This window comes from Loigolactobacillus zhaoyuanensis (genome assembly GCF_003946385.1).
GTDB classification, from domain to species: Bacteria; Bacillota; Bacilli; order Lactobacillales; family Lactobacillaceae; genus Loigolactobacillus; species Loigolactobacillus zhaoyuanensis.
The window spans coordinates 1-13789 of record NZ_RHOE01000062.1; the positions used below are offsets into that span (position 1 = coordinate 1).

A 13789-nucleotide genomic window follows, 5' to 3' on the forward strand; every position below is an offset into this window, starting at 1 on the left:
AACCTTGATGACGGTTATTCTGGATTACAATGACAAGTTTGATCAGCGGGTGCATAAGGGATTCAACATGGTTGAAGACACATTAGAATCTATGTTTTAAAAAAAGGACGAGAGGCTTTTCTATTTACACATAAAATTTGACACTCTCAATAATCACTTACAAATAGCATTATGTTTAATTTTTTTGAAAACGTTGACATCAAAAATAAACGGTGCTTTAATGTAGTTGTGGTTGTTATAACATTATGACAAGTTGGTGGCCGCTATGTATGGTAATCCATCATTACCTTTGTACCAAAGTATGCTAAACGATTTGATTCAGCGAATTGAATCAGGACAGTTAACTGAGAACCAAAAACTTCCATCAGAGCAAAAACTTGGTGAACAATATCAAGTTAGTCGAATTACTGTTAGACGCGCACTAGCAGAACTCGAGCAAAAGCAATATATTTACAAGAAACAAGGCCAAGGATCATTTGTTTTAAGGCAAAGTATCCAAAAATTGGGCGTCAAATACGTGGATACACAACGTGCCATTAGCAATATGGGAAAGACACCTAAATTACGGTTAATGTCTTTCAATATTAATGTGGATGGTAGCGAAACTGCTATTCGAGCAAAGTTAAATCTGACGGAAGATGATTATTTCTATACGCTCACACAATTATATTTTGCTGATGAACGACCAGTTATGTATGAACGGATCTATTTACGTTATGATCGTTTTCCGCTAATTAGATTTAGCGAGATCCAAGACAAAAATTTAATGCCTTTTTTGATCAAGAAGTATGATTTAGTGGCTATTCATTTTAAAAAAAGTGCAACAGCAAGTTTAGTTAATGCTAAAAACCGTAAATTATTGAATGCAAATGTTGGTGATCCGCTAATGCGGATCGAAACTTATGGTGAATCTGAAAAACAATTGGTTTACTATAGTGACGCTATTGTAACTGGTAACTTACCAATGTTTTTGATTGAAGAATAAAGTAAGGAGAATAAATGCTATGGGAGAACCTAATATTGTACTAACAAGAATTGATAATCGTCTAGTCCATGGTCAGGTTGGGGTAGTTTGGACATCTTCTATCGGTGCTAACTTATTATTAGTTGCTAATGATGATACAGCCGCTGATCCATTACAACAAGAATTAATGTCAGCAACTGCTGAGACATCAGGCGTAGGTATCCGATTTTGGACCTTACAAAAAACAATTACTACAATCAGTAAAGCAAGTGCTAGACAAAAAATATTTTTGGTCGTTCGTAATCCAGAAGATGTTTTAACTTTGGTTAAGGGTGGCGTGCCAATTAAACAATTAAATATTGGTAATATGCATTTTTCTAAAGGGAAAACAGAGATTACGAAGAAAGTTTACATGGATGATACCGATAAGGCTGCTTTAAAAGAGATCGCAGCTGCTGGGGTTGACGTTTTTGTTCAAGATGTACCTGAAGATAAGAAGCAACCATTAGAAGAGGTGATTTAATATGACTGTCACACTAATGCAAGGGATATTGATCTCAATTTTTGCTATTATCGCGGGGATCGATTTTTGGTTAGAAGGCTTTTATATTTTCCGACCAATGATCGTTTGTACAGTAACTGGTATTATTCTTGGTGATGTCAAAATGGGGATCATCGCTGCCGGACTTACTGAATTAGCTTTTGCTGGATTAACTCCGGTTGGTGGGACACAGCCACCTAATCCTGTTATGGCAGGTATTATGACGGTTGTTATTGCTCATGCAACTGGCAAGAATCCTGCAACTGCAATTGGTTTAGCACTACCATTTAGTATTTTAATGCAATATATTATTTTATTCTATTATTCTTTGTTCTCAGTATTTATGAAAAAATTAGATGCTTATGCTGAACAGGCAGATACTAAACGGTTTGCTCGGTTGGCGCTCTTGCCGACTTGGATAGTCAGCTTGACTTACGGTGTCATTACTTTTCTTTGTGTTTATGCAGCTCAAGCACCAATGAAAGCATTGGTTAGTTCAATGCCTGTCTGGTTAAGCCATGGTTTTGAGATTGCTGGTGGTATTTTACCTGCAGTTGGTTTTGGTCTATTACTTAAGAGTATGTTGAAAACTGAATATATTCCTTACTTATTATTAGGTTTTACAGCAGCTTGCTTTATCAAGTTTGGCAATTTAATGCCGGTTGCAGTTATTGGGATTGCATTAGCCTTGATTGAATATACACGCAGCAAACGGCAACGTCAAAACGAAGAACAAATAAAACGGTTAATTGAAGAAAATGCTGGCGGAAGTGGGGATGACGAAGATGGCATCTGATGAAAGCAAAAAAACGCCGCAACGCGGTAAGTTAACGAAAAAAGATATCGCACAATTAGGAATACGCTCACTTTTTATGCAATCAGCAATGAATTATGAACGAATGCAAGCTGGTGGCTGGTTATTAGCCACATTGCCTGCACTTAAGAAAGTTTATAAGGATGATAAAGATGGCTTAAGCGAAGCAATGACTGCTAATCTACAGTTTATTAATACTAATAATTATGCAGCGCCTTTGTTGTTAGGCTTACAGGCATCGCTCGAAGAACATGGTGAAAAGCGGAATACGATCGATAGTCTGAGAATTGCATTATTTGGTCCATTAGCAGGTATCGGAGATGCGATCACTTGGTTCACAATTTTACCAATTGTCGCTGGTATCACAGCTTCATTTGCTAAAGAAGGAAGTTTCCTTGGACCATTAGTATTTTTCCTAGTTTATGTTGCAATGTTTTTTGCCCGTATTCCAATTGCTCAATTAGGTTATGCAACTGGTACGCGTGCAATTTCAAAAATCAGAGAAAATTCAGCAATTGTTTCTCGTGCTGCTAGTATATTAGGTTGTACTGTTATTGGTGGTTTGATTGCAACTTATGTGCAAATTACAGTGTTAACCAAGATCCATGTTACAGCAGGTCATAGTATTTCTTTACAAACACAATTCCTGGATCGAATTTTTCCTAATATTTTACCGCTTGGATATACGTTCTTCCTGTATTGGTTATTAAAAAAGAAGAATATTAGTCCAGTTATGTTGATTTTAATGACTTTCGTTTTGGCGGTTATTCTATCATGGCTGGGAGTGTTGTAATATGAAAATAATTGTCACCGGACACGGAAATTTTGCCAGTGGCTTACAATCAACCATTAAATTACTGGCCGGTTCGATTCCCAATACAATGTTTATTGATTTTACAGTTGAAATGAGTGAAACTGATTTAGCGGCTAAATTTCAGCAGCAGATCGGCTCAGATAATATCTTGTTTTTCTGTGATTTAGTTGGTGGAACACCATATAAAGAAGCGGCTAAATTAAGTTTTACGGATGAAGAAAAATTTGCTGTAGTGGCTGGGTGTAATATTGGATCCTTGCTCGAATTAGGCTTAAATCAAAGCAGCTTGGCACAAAAATCAATTAAAGAAGTTGCTGAAGAATTTGTCAAAGTTAGTCAATCCGGCACTCAATTTTTCCAACATCGACAAGTTGTACAACCACAAAACGACGAAGACGGAATTTAAATGTTTTTGTGAAATAAAGCCAGTAACCCTAAAAGGTTACTGGCTTTATTAGTTATTTCACCTGCCACTTGATCAACCAACGGACAACGGCATAAACTATGGCTAATGTAAATAAAATATTAGCGCCAAATTGGATCAACGTTAACCAGGCTGCGTGTGTGATCAGCTGTAAAACAATGACCCAAGCGGTTAAGGCAATAGCAAGACTTAGTGTGGGTAGTACATATGGAATGAAGAAGTTGGCGAAATTTAGGAAAAAAACGGCGAAGTTAAGTAATAGGATGATAACTAGTGCGGCCGATAAAGGGTTACTAACAAAAGCATAACTATCCGCTTGACCGAGAAAATTAAAATGTGACGGGATATGTTCAGGTAGTGTGTGTTGAAAAATAATCAATAATAGACACTGAACCACAGTATTGCTACCAATCAGTAAACTTAGTTTTTTGTGCTGAGTCATCAGATCAACTCCTTTTGCCACTATTATAGCGTCTTTACTTTTCTATAAGCAATTTTTCAATTTAATTCAGTTGTTTCGTCACGTTTTATTCACATTCAGTTAGTATAGTAGACAACATAGAGATGTAGGACCCCACCTAATCCCTAACCCAAAACTTAATTTTTTTCATTACCCCCCAAGTAATGAAAAATCCAACTCCTTTTTCCAGCGTAAGCCCATACGCTGGTTTTTTGTTATACTTGGGCATAAGCGTAGAAGGTCGCGGGCATTATCAAATAGGGTACTGCCGCGTATAATCGACGGGGGTACCCATTTTTACACATCCAGAACTAGTCATTATGCGGTTAGGCTAGCTGTGAGTGCGCTAATAGCAAGTCGCTTTTAGAAAGTAGGGAACAAGATGCGGGCATTATTTTTTAAAAAATTTGGTGGCGTAGATCAGTTACAATACGGTGAGTTACCACGACCGCAGCTTCAAGCAAATCAAGTTTTAGTTGCCATCAAAGCGTGTGGGTTGAACTTTGCGGATATTTATCGTTTGCGTGGGGATTATCATATCGAACCACACACACCGTATATTAACGGTTATGAAGGTGCTGGTGTGATCGCTGAAGTTGGCGCCGCCGTTACTGATTATCAAGCTGGTCAGCGGGTCTTTTTTGCTGATGTACCTTTGGCGCAAGCGGAGTACGTTGTGGCACAGCCGGCGCAATTGATTCCTTTGCCGGACACGGTTAGCTTTGAATTAGCGGCTAGTATCGCGTTACAAGGGTTGACTGCTGACTTTTTAGCTCACGATTTAGGTCGTGATCAACCAGGAACCACAGTGTTTGTACATGGCTTGACCGGTGGTGTCGGTCAGATCCTTGCGCAAATGTTAACCGCTGATGGTATTCACGTTATCGGCGTCACTGGTAATGAAGCTAAGCGCCAGCTAGCTTTGCAGCAAGGTGCACAGCAGGTTTTCTTGCGCACCACTGATTGGATCCAGCAAGCACAAGCAGGTGCCCCAATTAGCACGGTGTATGATGGTATCGGTAGCACGCTGGCTAATAGTTTTAAAATTGTTCAACCGCGCGGCAAGGTGGTTTTCTTCGGTATGGCGGCGGGTGATCCAGCACCGCTTGATCCAGTGAAACTATTGAGTGCCTCAAAAAGCTTATTAACTGGCGATTTATGGGACTACTTAAATGGAAATCAAGCGCGCTTGAAACGTAGTCAGCGCCTATTTAGTTATTTCCAAGCGGGTAAAATTAAGCTGACGCCTGCGCAACAATTTGATTTAAGTGCAGGTCGTGAAGCTTATCAAGCGCTACTTAATGAGCACGTTGGTAAGATTATTTTGACGATGTAAAATAAATTGCGTGATGCAGTGTACATTTTGGATTAAAAGCGCGCTGGCAAAATGGGCAAGCACCAGTTTGGTATTGCGACCAGGTTAGTTCATGGCGACAATGACCACAACAAACAACGTATTCATCAGTTGGCAGTGATATTGGCACAAACTCATGTTGCTGTAGGGCGTCGTGGCATTGGTAGCAGGCAAAGTATTGTTGGCAACGTGCGCATTTATTGGCAATAATATCAGTCGGTCCATGATAATGTTGACAGCGACCGTCGGCGTCTAGTTTTAGACCATAGATCGATACACTCATTTTTCCGGCACCGTGGAGTGATCAAAACGGCGCAAACGCTGGTGTAGCAAAATTGCAACGCCTGATTTTAGTAAGTCGCCAGGCAAAAAGACTAAGCCGGCGATCAAGGCTTTAGATAACGCTAGCTGTGTGGTCGCGCTGAGCCACAGGACGCCGCATAAATTAATAAACAAAACGCCAACTAGAATGGTCGCGCTGATCTCCCACGCTAAATGAGTGTGGCCGCGTAATAAACTTCCCAGCAGGTAAGGTGTCACTAACCAAGCATAAATATAGCCAGCTGTGGGACCAACAAAAACAGCAGCGCCACCATGGCCGCCAGATAATACTGGGAAGCCGACAAACGCTAATATGACAAAAAGCCCCACCGCGAAGCTCCCATTTTTACGACCTAATAATAAACTAGTTAGAATAATACCCATGTTTTGTAGGACTAATGGTACTGGAATCAAGCCGATCGGAATCGGTGGAATGTAACCAAGAACGATGATCACCGCGATCATTACCGCAATACGTGTTATGTCATGTGTTTTCATTAGGGATGCTCCTTTTGTTAACCGTTTATATTTTTAGGTTAACGTTGATTATAAAATACCATGATTTCCGATAATTAACAATAAAAAATCTTAAAATTGTAAAAAGTTACAGCTAAGTAGGTTAAAAACAGGTAAACTAATGATGATAATGATTTTAATAAAAGGTAGGTTGGGGGAATTATGGATCAGAATTCACGGCGGGAACAGCATCATAATAAAAAGCATAAACATTTAGGTCTAAAAATCACTTTAGCAGTTGTCGCTTTATTGGTGATCGGTGTGGGGACCGTATTCGGGATGATGTGGCACCAAACTCGATCGACTTTAAATAATATTTATGATAATGATGGTGGTAAACAAGATACGACGATTAAAAAAACTAAGCCATTTTCAATTTTGTTGCTAGGCGCTGATACCGGTGCTGACGGTCGTATTAGTCGGGGGAATTCTGATACGATCATGGTAGTAACGGTCAATCCAAATACGCATAAAACGCTGATCTATAGTGTGGCGCGCGATACAATGGCAGAAATGGTCGGCACCAAGTCATTAAATGTCCAAAAATTAAATGCCGCCTATAATATTGGTGAGGCTAAAATGGCTAAAGCTAGTGTGACGAAATTACTGAATGTACCCATTAATCACTATGCAGCGATCAACATGGGTGGATTGGAAAAAGTCGTTGATGCTGTTGATGGTGTGACGATCGATACGGCTATCGATGTGACTTTTGATGGGACCACGATCTCTAAAGGTAAACACCATTTGAATGGTAAGCAGGCACTAGCATACGCACGGATGCGTTACGAAGATCCGCGCGGTGATTATGGCCGGCAAATGCGGCAGCAGCAGGTCATGATGGCGGTGTTGAAAAAATTAATGACGCCAAGTGGGATCACAAAGTACAGCTCGCTGATGAAGACGTTGGAACCGTACTTGCGCACGGATATTACTTTGGATGATGCTGTAAAGTTAGGTACTGACTACCGGAGTAATCTCGATAACGTTACTTCAAAGCAACTAACTGAAAAATCGGCAACTATCAATGGTAGTTCTTATCAGGTACCATCTACAGAAACATTGCAATCTGTTTCCGACACATTACGTACGCAGTTAGGCTTGTCTAAGGCGACTTTGAGCAATCAGAACACACGCTTGAACAAGTTGAATGCAGCGTTTTTCAATGATGAGAGTAGCACCAGCTATGATACTGATGGTGCAGTTACGAAGTATTACACGAATACAACTTACTAGGCCGATCAGGAATAAGGAGCCAAAACGAAACTAGTTGCGGCGCCTTATTTTGTTGCTTAGTGATAGCTTGTATTAGGTTTGAGTGTATTGTGAGTGTCTTAAAAGGTTACTTTCGACACTTTTAATTAATGGGGGAAGAGCATGCAACACGTTAAAAAGATAATACAGATAACGCTAGTCGCACTAGGCTGGTTTGTTTTGGCACAATTATTGATCCAACTGATCCAGCGGTTAATTTTGCGCTGGGTACCGCTACTGAATCATGGGTTAGGTGCAGTGACCTATCAATTATTCAGTACCGGTATTTTAGTGTTGCTTTTATATTTCTATTATCGGCGGCGCGATCCAGAAGCAGTCTTACCGTTTACGCAACAGCATTGGTTTTGGTATTTTTCTGGCGCCTATCTAGCCGGTTTATTTTTCTTCACCTTGGTTTGGTTAGGCAACTTAGGGTTAAATGCGGCAACGGTTCATCCGGTGATGCAGTCTAAAATGTGGCCCTGGTTGCTAGTGCTATTTATTGGCTATATTATTCAAGGTTTCAGCGAAGAATTATTGACACGCGGCTATATGCTAGGTAAATTACTTAAGACTGAACGTACCTCTGTGGCCATCCTAGTCAATTCATTGATTTTTGCGGCATTACACTTGATGAATACGGGAATCAATTTGTTGGCGTTTATTAACTTAATTGCTTTTAGCGTGCTTTTATCGCTGCTACGGCTACGCTTCAATAATTTATGGGTGGTAGTTGCGTTTCATAGTGCATGGAATTTTGCCGAGGGACCTTTATTTGGTGTTCCCGTTTCCGGCGGCGTCAGTGACGCATTAGTTTTAAAAACCACGTCTCATCTTGGCTTTGACTTGATCAATGGCGGTACATTTGGATTTGAAGGTGGCTTTGTTGTTTTGTTGGTACTCCTGATCGCAATTGCCGGTTTTGTCTGGTGGGAGATCCAGCGACCAAAAATAAGTAATTCTTGATCCAAATCAATTCCTTTAGCACACTTTAGGCTTATAATAAGGTTAAAATCTAAACGGAGGCGAAAATCATGGTACATGACGCGGAGCATGCAGCACAATGCATTAAATTAGTGCCGATTTTTCAAACGTTGTCTGATGCCGAACGAGCTGAAATTGCACCACTAGTGCAGCAACGTCACTTTGCTGCAGGTACAAGCTTGTTTGCAGCAGGCGACGCAGTAGAATCATTGATGATCGTGGCTGGTGGGCAAGTGAAGATCACGCAAATTGCGGCAAACGGTAAAGAACAGCTACTGTATCTACTAAATCCTGGCGATTTTGACGGTGAAGCAGCTTTATTTACGACCAGCACGCGGCAGAACTTTGGTACTGCATTAGCCGCCACAGATATTTGCATGATCCGCCGCCAAGATTTTCAGCAACAATTACAAACATCGCCACAATTGGCCTTGAACATTTTAAATACTTTTGGTCAGCGCTTGGCCAACGTTGCGGAGCAATCAACGCAAGCCACGACTGCTTCAATTGAAGAACGGTTAGCTAATTATTTATTGGAAACCGCTGGCGAAAAATTAGATGATTTTAAGTTACCACTGAAGAAAAAAGATATTGCTAGCTATCTCGGCACAACGCCGGAAACGATCAGTCGTAAGTTTCGCGAATTTACCGATGATGGCTTAATTGAGAAATTATCCGTCAATCATTTTCGTATTTTAGACGCAGATCGATTGGCAATGGTGGAATAAAAAGAGAGTGGGACATAATTTTTCTGGTTCTTTCTTAAGTATGGCTGACCTATCAACTCGTAGGCAGATTTATTTGGTTCCATTTCAGCAGGCAACGGTTGGACATTCAACTATTGATTGTTTAAGAGACAAAGCTGGTGATAATCAGAATACGAAAATGCCGGTAAAACAGCCTTTCAACTGTTTACCGGCATTTTTATGCGCATATAACTTAACTTTAAAACTGCGAGTCTCTAACAATTATTGATTAATCTTAATTGAACCAGCTAAGACGATTAAACTAATTCATGAAATAGTGATTTAAAACTGCCAAGGTGAAATGGAGGCGCTGGCGTATCACTGTCGCTCTTTCTTATCAACACTGCTTAGCAAGTATTGAATTTAACACTTATTCGTTAAACAGAACGCTCTTCCCGTTGTCGATTGGACTATTGCCGAAATACGGCAAGTCCAAGTCGCAGCTGTGTCGATGGTACTTGGTGACCGATTTATGGTCGCCTAGTACCATGCGCGATTGGCAAGATCCATTTTCTTTTCCGATGGTTTAATTGGAAATAAAATTAGCTTGCCAACGCGCCACTGTTGCTCGTTCTTAACAACTAAGTTCGACAAGTATCTCAATTAGTACTTATTTGCTAAACAGAACCTGCTTCCCGTTGTCGATTGAACTAAGGCAGAAACCGCCAAGTTCAAGTCGCACGCGTTCCATACGCTAGTGCCGGAATGGAACTAAACTAGATTGACTTACGTGTTAGTACTACAGCTAAACTTTAGCAAAAGCTATTTTCATTATGTCCCACTCTCGGCGGTAAGTCTGCATTTCAATGCAGGCTTATTTTAGTGCTTGAATTTCTTTGATCAGTTCAAGTAAATTCTCGGTAGCAACACGATAGGTAGCCATCTGAGTGCCATATTTAGCGTTAAAAGCTGCTAAACCATTAGCTGCAAATTCATACTCATACTGATAAACAGTGTCGTAAACGCCAGTAAAACGTACCAATAATTCGTGCTGATCTTGCGCAAGCTGCAGCGCCATTTGGACTACTCGAAAATCAGTGTAGCTTAATTCAAACTGAACTGCCCAGGCGCGCATAAAATCATGCTGTGCAGCAATGTGCCGATAGTGGTGTTCTGTCGTCCAAGCCAATCGGTTAAGTGAATCAGAAACATCAAGCATTGTCGTAGCCCTCCCTTACAAACACAAACGTTGCCAACAATGGTTATTTATTTTACGGGCAGCGCGATACTAACGCGCTGGGTTTTCTTTAAGTCCTTCATTGTCAGGTTCAGTGAAATCAATGAAGCCCAGGTTGTTATCAATCAAGCCGCCGTCACCAGATAAACTAAGCGTATTTAAACTCGTATTAAGATGAACCGCCATATTTTCGTCCAAACTGTCCATTGAGTAACCTTTGACTAGGAAATCACCTAGATTACTTGTGATCGTTTGGTCATAGCCTTCAATTGACATCGTGGCGTCAATAATATTAATTGAGAATTGGACCTGCATATGAATCATTGCGTGCTGAGAATAAGGACCGACACCATCTTCAAAGGTCAATAATAGTTTTTTGCCAGGCGCCAAATGTGATTTAATTTTAGCAGCCGCAGCATCATCAAAATGAATTTGCATGAAACTCACCTCTATTTCATAAGATTGGATAGATCATTAGCAAAAAAATGCTAATAATTAACGATATTATGGCATATTTTGCTTAAATTTGAAATCGGTTTAAGTATAGTGCGTTTAAGCTGATCTGACAATTTTTTTGTCCGCCAATATAGTTTATTGATGAAACGGTTTAGTCTGGCGCTTTGATCTGTTTACGTTCGTAGGTCACCATCACACCAGGGCCGAAAACAGTCGTTGTTTTTAACTGCAATAGTAGCGGCCGTGTGCGATGACCAAAAAGCGGGGTACCGCGTCCTAGAATTACTGGAGCAGTGAACAGTTGATACTCATCGATCAAGTCAGCCTCGATCAGTGGTTGGATCACTGAGCCGCCACCGAAGATCCAGATTGCTTTACCACTGGCTTGGCGTAGTTGCTGCACGAGTTCAACCACGTCACTATTGACGAAATGACGTTTTGGCAAATCAGGTTGTGCCTGATGCGTCATAATATAATTTTCTTTCTCGGCGTAGGGAAAGGTGGAACTTAATTTTAGCGCGTCATGATAGGAGTTTGCGCCCATAACGATCGTGTCAATACCGGCCATGAACTGTTCATAACCCCAATCAAGATCAAAGCCGACTGTTTGGTCGATCCAGTCAACGCTACCATTTTCATCAGCAATATAACCGTCAACGGTCATGGCGAGTTGGAGAATTACTTTTTTTGGCATTTTAAGCCTCCTTATATTTAAAAGTATCTATTTGTGATCGTACCGATAAAAAAACGGTCCGTCAAAGTGACAGATCGTTAGTAGCGCATTATTTGTCGGTAGCGTCAATGACTAAGTGTTCATTAACGAAGGCATTAAGGCCAAGGTCGCTTAATTCACGACCATAACCGGAGTTCTTGACACCGCCAAATGGTAATTCTGGTAAGGATAACCAGCTGGAGTTGACGAAGGACATCCCAGTTTCGACACGTTCGGCAATATAAGCCGCATGTTTAGGATTCTTCGAGAAGACAGAGCCGCCTAGACCATAACTAGAGTCATTGGCTAAAGCTACTGCTTCGTCCTCGTTGTCGACTTTATAAACTACGGCAACTGGGCCGAACATTTCTTCATTGTAAATTGGGTTGTCTTTAGTCACGTCAGTCAAAATCGTTGGTGGGAAGAATTGACCAGGTAAGTCAATTGGTTGATTGCCAAAGTAAACGTTAGCGCCACCGTCGACGGCTTTTTTAACTTGGCCGACTAATTTTTCTTTAGCGCGTTTGGAAGATAATGGGGCTAAAGTCGTGTCCTTAGCTAACGGATCGCCAGGTTTGACCGCTGCAAAACCAACTTTTAAGTTTTCAAGGAATTCATCGTAATGCTCAGCTAAAACGATAAAGCGTTTAGATGAGGTGCAGACTTGGCCCGCGTTAAATAACCGCGCTTGCGTGGATACCTGATTAACAAGGTCGAAATCAGCGTCATTGAGCACGATAAAGGCATCGTTACCACCTAACTCCATGGTTGATTTCTTCAAATTAGCGCCGGCTTCTTTAGCAACAGAGCTACCGCCACGTTCGGAACCAGTTAAAGCAACACCGCTGACCCGTGGATCTGCGATCGCTTTAGCAACTTGATCGTAGTTAACGAATAAGTTCTTGAAGCTACCAGCTGGTGCGCCAGCTTTTTGAACTAATTTATCGAACGCATCAGCTGAACCAGGGGTGTTGGAAGCATGCTTGAGAATCATTGGATTACCGACCATAAAGTTTGGCGCGAAGACACGCACGATTTGATACAGTGGGAAATTCCATGGTTCAACTGCAAAAATAACCCCAGTCGCTTGCTTAGCATAGTAAGCAGCGCCAGCGTCAGTCTTTAATGGAACTGGCTTTAAAAGCGCCGCAGCGTTGTCAGCGTAGTAATCAACGATATCGGCACAAAGATCAACTTCAGCGTCAGCCTCGCTGATCAATTTACCCATTTCCTTGGTCATAATTGTTGCTAATTCTTGTTTTTCCGCCCGTAACAGTTCAGCAACTTTCTTCAAATAAGGTGCCCGTGTTGAAACCGCATCATTACGCCATTGATGATATAATTTATCGCCAGCAGCCAACGCTTGATCAAGCTCAGCGTCAGTTGCGTCAGGGTATGATTTCAAAACTTCATTCGAGTACGGATTAATTGATTGATATGCCATTGTGTAACCTCCCTTTCATATAACCTCGATTATAGTGACTTTAGTAAGCGGATTCAACTAATATAGGTAATTATTTTTAAGTGGTATAGTTTTATTATTCACATGATCAAGCTAAGCTTAACAGGATATTGGTGTAGATGATTATATATTGGTCTATCAGGCGTGCGGCTGGTAAACTTTTATGATATCGGTTACACTTGTGATGATTAACTCATAGCGAGCACAATAAAAATTAATAATGGGGCGTGATTCAATGAAAATTTCGCATATAGCAGTATACGTTGATGATCTAGAAAAAATGCGTACTTTTTACGAAACTTATTTTGCGGCTAAAGCGAGCACTAAGTACCATAATCCGCGGACAGATCTAGCAACTTATTTTCTAAGCTTCGCGGATCAAGCGCGCTTGGAAATTATGCAGCGCCCCGATGTTAACGAACACCCGGATAAATTAATGCAAGGTTACACGCATCTAGCGTTTAGTGTCGGTGATTCGGCAGCAGTCGATGCGCTGACGGCCAAGCTGGCGGCGGCAGACTATCAGGTGGCTAGTGGACCACGAACGACGGGGGATGGCTATTATGAAAGTGTCATCCTGGATCCCGAAGGCAATCAAATCGAAATCACGATCTAAAAAAGCTCCCATTCAGCGTATTTCATGAAGTGCAACACAAAAGTTAGACAAAAGTAAATATTTCTACGCTGCTAAGGTATGTTCTCGGTATTCACACGGGGACATACCTTTTGTTTTCAAGGAAATCCTTTGGTGATTAAACCAGTAAATATATTCCTCTGAGACTGTTTTAAG

The 13789-nt window shown here is 41.0% G+C and carries 18 protein-coding genes; 11 read left to right on the plus strand and 7 right to left on the minus strand.

Annotation, left to right across the window (positions count from 1 at the left end):
• The first annotated feature begins 265 nt into the window (after window positions 1-265).
• Genes EKM76_RS10605 through EKM76_RS10625 form a run of 5 tightly spaced genes read left to right on the plus strand, consistent with a single transcriptional unit; the run spans window position 266 to window position 3539 of the window.
• Entirely contained in the window at window positions 266-985 is a 720-nt protein-coding gene (locus EKM76_RS10605) for a GntR family transcriptional regulator (protein WP_125550638.1), read from the plus strand.
• Window positions 986-1004: 19 nt separating this feature from the next.
• The gene (gene agaB, locus EKM76_RS10610) at window positions 1005-1487 is read left to right on the plus strand and encodes a PTS galactosamine transporter subunit IIB (RefSeq protein ID WP_125550639.1); all 483 of its coding nucleotides are present in this window, start codon (window positions 1005-1007) and stop codon (window positions 1485-1487) included.
• Between the two features lies 1 nt (window position 1488).
• Window positions 1489-2301 carry a PTS galactosamine transporter subunit IIC gene (gene agaC / locus EKM76_RS10615; RefSeq protein ID WP_125550640.1) on the plus strand — a complete coding sequence of 271 codons (813 nt, stop codon included), beginning with the start codon at window positions 1489-1491 and terminating at the stop codon, window positions 2299-2301.
• The gene (gene agaD / locus EKM76_RS10620; RefSeq protein ID WP_125550654.1) at window positions 2291-3112 is read left to right on the plus strand and encodes a PTS galactosamine transporter subunit IID; all 822 of its coding nucleotides are present in this window, start codon (window positions 2291-2293) and stop codon (window positions 3110-3112) included. The genes agaC and agaD overlap by 11 nt, the downstream gene beginning before the upstream one ends.
• Before the next feature lies 1 nt (window position 3113).
• Window positions 3114-3539, plus strand: a complete 426-nt coding sequence (locus EKM76_RS10625; RefSeq protein ID WP_125550641.1) for a PTS sugar transporter subunit IIA — start codon at window positions 3114-3116, stop codon at window positions 3537-3539.
• Between the two features lie 52 nt (window positions 3540-3591).
• Here the strand turns inward: EKM76_RS10625 and EKM76_RS10630 are convergent, their stop codons facing one another.
• Entirely contained in the window at window positions 3592-3999 is a 408-nt protein-coding gene (locus EKM76_RS10630; protein WP_125550642.1) for a DUF1648 domain-containing protein, read from the minus strand.
• A 400-nt stretch (window positions 4000-4399) separates the two neighbouring features.
• Between EKM76_RS10630 and EKM76_RS10635 the strand changes: the two genes are divergently transcribed.
• The gene (locus EKM76_RS10635) at window positions 4400-5353 is read left to right on the plus strand and encodes a zinc-binding dehydrogenase (RefSeq protein ID WP_125550643.1); all 954 of its coding nucleotides are present in this window, start codon (window positions 4400-4402) and stop codon (window positions 5351-5353) included.
• Between the two features lie 51 nt (window positions 5354-5404).
• Window positions 5405-5581: a hypothetical protein gene (locus EKM76_RS13865; RefSeq protein ID WP_404802984.1), complete on the plus strand. Its 177-nt coding sequence runs from the start codon at window positions 5405-5407 to the stop codon at window positions 5579-5581.
• Window positions 5582-5650: 69 nt separating this feature from the next.
• On the opposite strand, the gene EKM76_RS10645 is transcribed toward EKM76_RS13865, so the two are convergent.
• Window positions 5651-6190: a biotin transporter BioY gene (locus EKM76_RS10645; RefSeq protein WP_125550645.1), complete on the minus strand. Its 540-nt coding sequence runs from the start codon at window positions 6188-6190 to the stop codon at window positions 5651-5653.
• A 180-nt stretch (window positions 6191-6370) separates the two neighbouring features.
• Between EKM76_RS10645 and EKM76_RS10650 the strand changes: the two genes are divergently transcribed.
• The 3 genes from EKM76_RS10650 to EKM76_RS10660 all read left to right on the plus strand — a co-directional run bounded on the left by EKM76_RS10650 (window position 6371) and on the right by EKM76_RS10660 (window position 9174).
• Entirely contained in the window at window positions 6371-7444 is a 1074-nt protein-coding gene (locus EKM76_RS10650; RefSeq protein ID WP_125550646.1) for an LCP family protein, read from the plus strand.
• 141 nt (window positions 7445-7585) lie between these two features.
• Window positions 7586-8428: a CPBP family intramembrane glutamic endopeptidase gene (locus tag EKM76_RS10655; protein ID WP_125550647.1), complete on the plus strand. Its 843-nt coding sequence runs from the start codon at window positions 7586-7588 to the stop codon at window positions 8426-8428.
• 68 nt (window positions 8429-8496) lie between these two features.
• Window positions 8497-9174 carry a Crp/Fnr family transcriptional regulator gene (locus EKM76_RS10660; protein WP_125550648.1) on the plus strand — a complete coding sequence of 226 codons (678 nt, stop codon included), beginning with the start codon at window positions 8497-8499 and terminating at the stop codon, window positions 9172-9174.
• 832 nt (window positions 9175-10006) lie between these two features.
• Here EKM76_RS10660 and EKM76_RS10665 read toward each other — a convergent pair.
• The 4 genes from EKM76_RS10665 to EKM76_RS10680 all read right to left on the minus strand — a co-directional run bounded on the left by EKM76_RS10665 (window position 10007) and on the right by EKM76_RS10680 (window position 12981).
• Window positions 10007-10351 carry a hypothetical protein gene (locus tag EKM76_RS10665; RefSeq protein WP_125550649.1) on the minus strand — a complete coding sequence of 115 codons (345 nt, stop codon included), beginning with the start codon at window positions 10349-10351 and terminating at the stop codon, window positions 10007-10009.
• Between the two features lie 69 nt (window positions 10352-10420).
• On the minus strand, window positions 10421-10807 hold the full coding sequence (locus EKM76_RS10670) for an iron-sulfur cluster biosynthesis family protein (protein ID WP_125550650.1): 387 nt from the start codon (window positions 10805-10807) through the stop codon (window positions 10421-10423).
• Window positions 10808-10976: 169 nt separating this feature from the next.
• A complete protein-coding gene (locus tag EKM76_RS10675) occupies window positions 10977-11519 on the minus strand; it encodes a dihydrofolate reductase family protein (protein WP_125550651.1) in 543 nt (180 codons plus the stop codon).
• 88 nt (window positions 11520-11607) lie between these two features.
• The gene (locus tag EKM76_RS10680; protein WP_125550652.1) at window positions 11608-12981 is read right to left on the minus strand and encodes an NAD-dependent succinate-semialdehyde dehydrogenase; all 1374 of its coding nucleotides are present in this window, start codon (window positions 12979-12981) and stop codon (window positions 11608-11610) included.
• A gap of 253 nt (window positions 12982-13234) precedes the next feature.
• Here EKM76_RS10680 and EKM76_RS10685 point away from each other — a divergent pair, with 253 nt between their 5' ends.
• Complete coding sequence (locus EKM76_RS10685) at window positions 13235-13615, plus strand: VOC family protein (RefSeq protein ID WP_125550653.1); 381 nt, start codon at window positions 13235-13237, stop codon at window positions 13613-13615.
• Window positions 13616-13678: 63 nt separating this feature from the next.
• Here the strand turns inward: EKM76_RS10685 and EKM76_RS10690 are convergent.
• Window positions 13679-13789, minus strand: a 111-nt coding sequence (locus tag EKM76_RS10690; protein WP_164507640.1) for an IS3 family transposase, incomplete at its 5' end; no start/stop codon positions are given.

What these genes read in the sequence shown, in the direction of transcription:
- EKM76_RS10605 (WP_125550638.1), top strand. Translation starts at nt 266, where the DNA reads ATGTATGGTAATCCATCATTACCTTTGTACCAAAGTATGCTAAACGAT.
- agaB (WP_125550639.1), top strand. Translation starts at nt 1,005, where the DNA reads ATGGGAGAACCTAATATTGTACTAACAAGAATTGATAATCGTCTAGTC.
- agaC (WP_125550640.1), top strand. Translation starts at nt 1,489, where the DNA reads ATGACTGTCACACTAATGCAAGGGATATTGATCTCAATTTTTGCTATT.
- agaD (WP_125550654.1), top strand. Translation starts at nt 2,291, where the DNA reads ATGGCATCTGATGAAAGCAAAAAAACGCCGCAACGCGGTAAGTTAACG.
- EKM76_RS10625 (WP_125550641.1), top strand. Translation starts at nt 3,114, where the DNA reads ATGAAAATAATTGTCACCGGACACGGAAATTTTGCCAGTGGCTTACAA.
- EKM76_RS10630 (WP_125550642.1), bottom strand. Translation starts at nt 3,999, where the DNA reads ATGACTCAGCACAAAAAACTAAGTTTACTGATTGGTAGCAATACTGTG.
- EKM76_RS10635 (WP_125550643.1), top strand. Translation starts at nt 4,400, where the DNA reads ATGCGGGCATTATTTTTTAAAAAATTTGGTGGCGTAGATCAGTTACAA.
- EKM76_RS13865 (WP_404802984.1), top strand. Translation starts at nt 5,405, where the DNA reads ATGGGCAAGCACCAGTTTGGTATTGCGACCAGGTTAGTTCATGGCGAC.
- EKM76_RS10645 (WP_125550645.1), bottom strand. Translation starts at nt 6,190, where the DNA reads ATGAAAACACATGACATAACACGTATTGCGGTAATGATCGCGGTGATC.
- EKM76_RS10650 (WP_125550646.1), top strand. Translation starts at nt 6,371, where the DNA reads ATGGATCAGAATTCACGGCGGGAACAGCATCATAATAAAAAGCATAAA.
- EKM76_RS10655 (WP_125550647.1), top strand. Translation starts at nt 7,586, where the DNA reads ATGCAACACGTTAAAAAGATAATACAGATAACGCTAGTCGCACTAGGC.
- EKM76_RS10660 (WP_125550648.1), top strand. Translation starts at nt 8,497, where the DNA reads ATGGTACATGACGCGGAGCATGCAGCACAATGCATTAAATTAGTGCCG.
- EKM76_RS10665 (WP_125550649.1), bottom strand. Translation starts at nt 10,351, where the DNA reads ATGCTTGATGTTTCTGATTCACTTAACCGATTGGCTTGGACGACAGAA.
- EKM76_RS10670 (WP_125550650.1), bottom strand. Translation starts at nt 10,807, where the DNA reads ATGCAAATTCATTTTGATGATGCTGCGGCTGCTAAAATTAAATCACAT.
- EKM76_RS10675 (WP_125550651.1), bottom strand. Translation starts at nt 11,519, where the DNA reads ATGCCAAAAAAAGTAATTCTCCAACTCGCCATGACCGTTGACGGTTAT.
- EKM76_RS10680 (WP_125550652.1), bottom strand. Translation starts at nt 12,981, where the DNA reads ATGGCATATCAATCAATTAATCCGTACTCGAATGAAGTTTTGAAATCA.
- EKM76_RS10685 (WP_125550653.1), top strand. Translation starts at nt 13,235, where the DNA reads ATGAAAATTTCGCATATAGCAGTATACGTTGATGATCTAGAAAAAATG.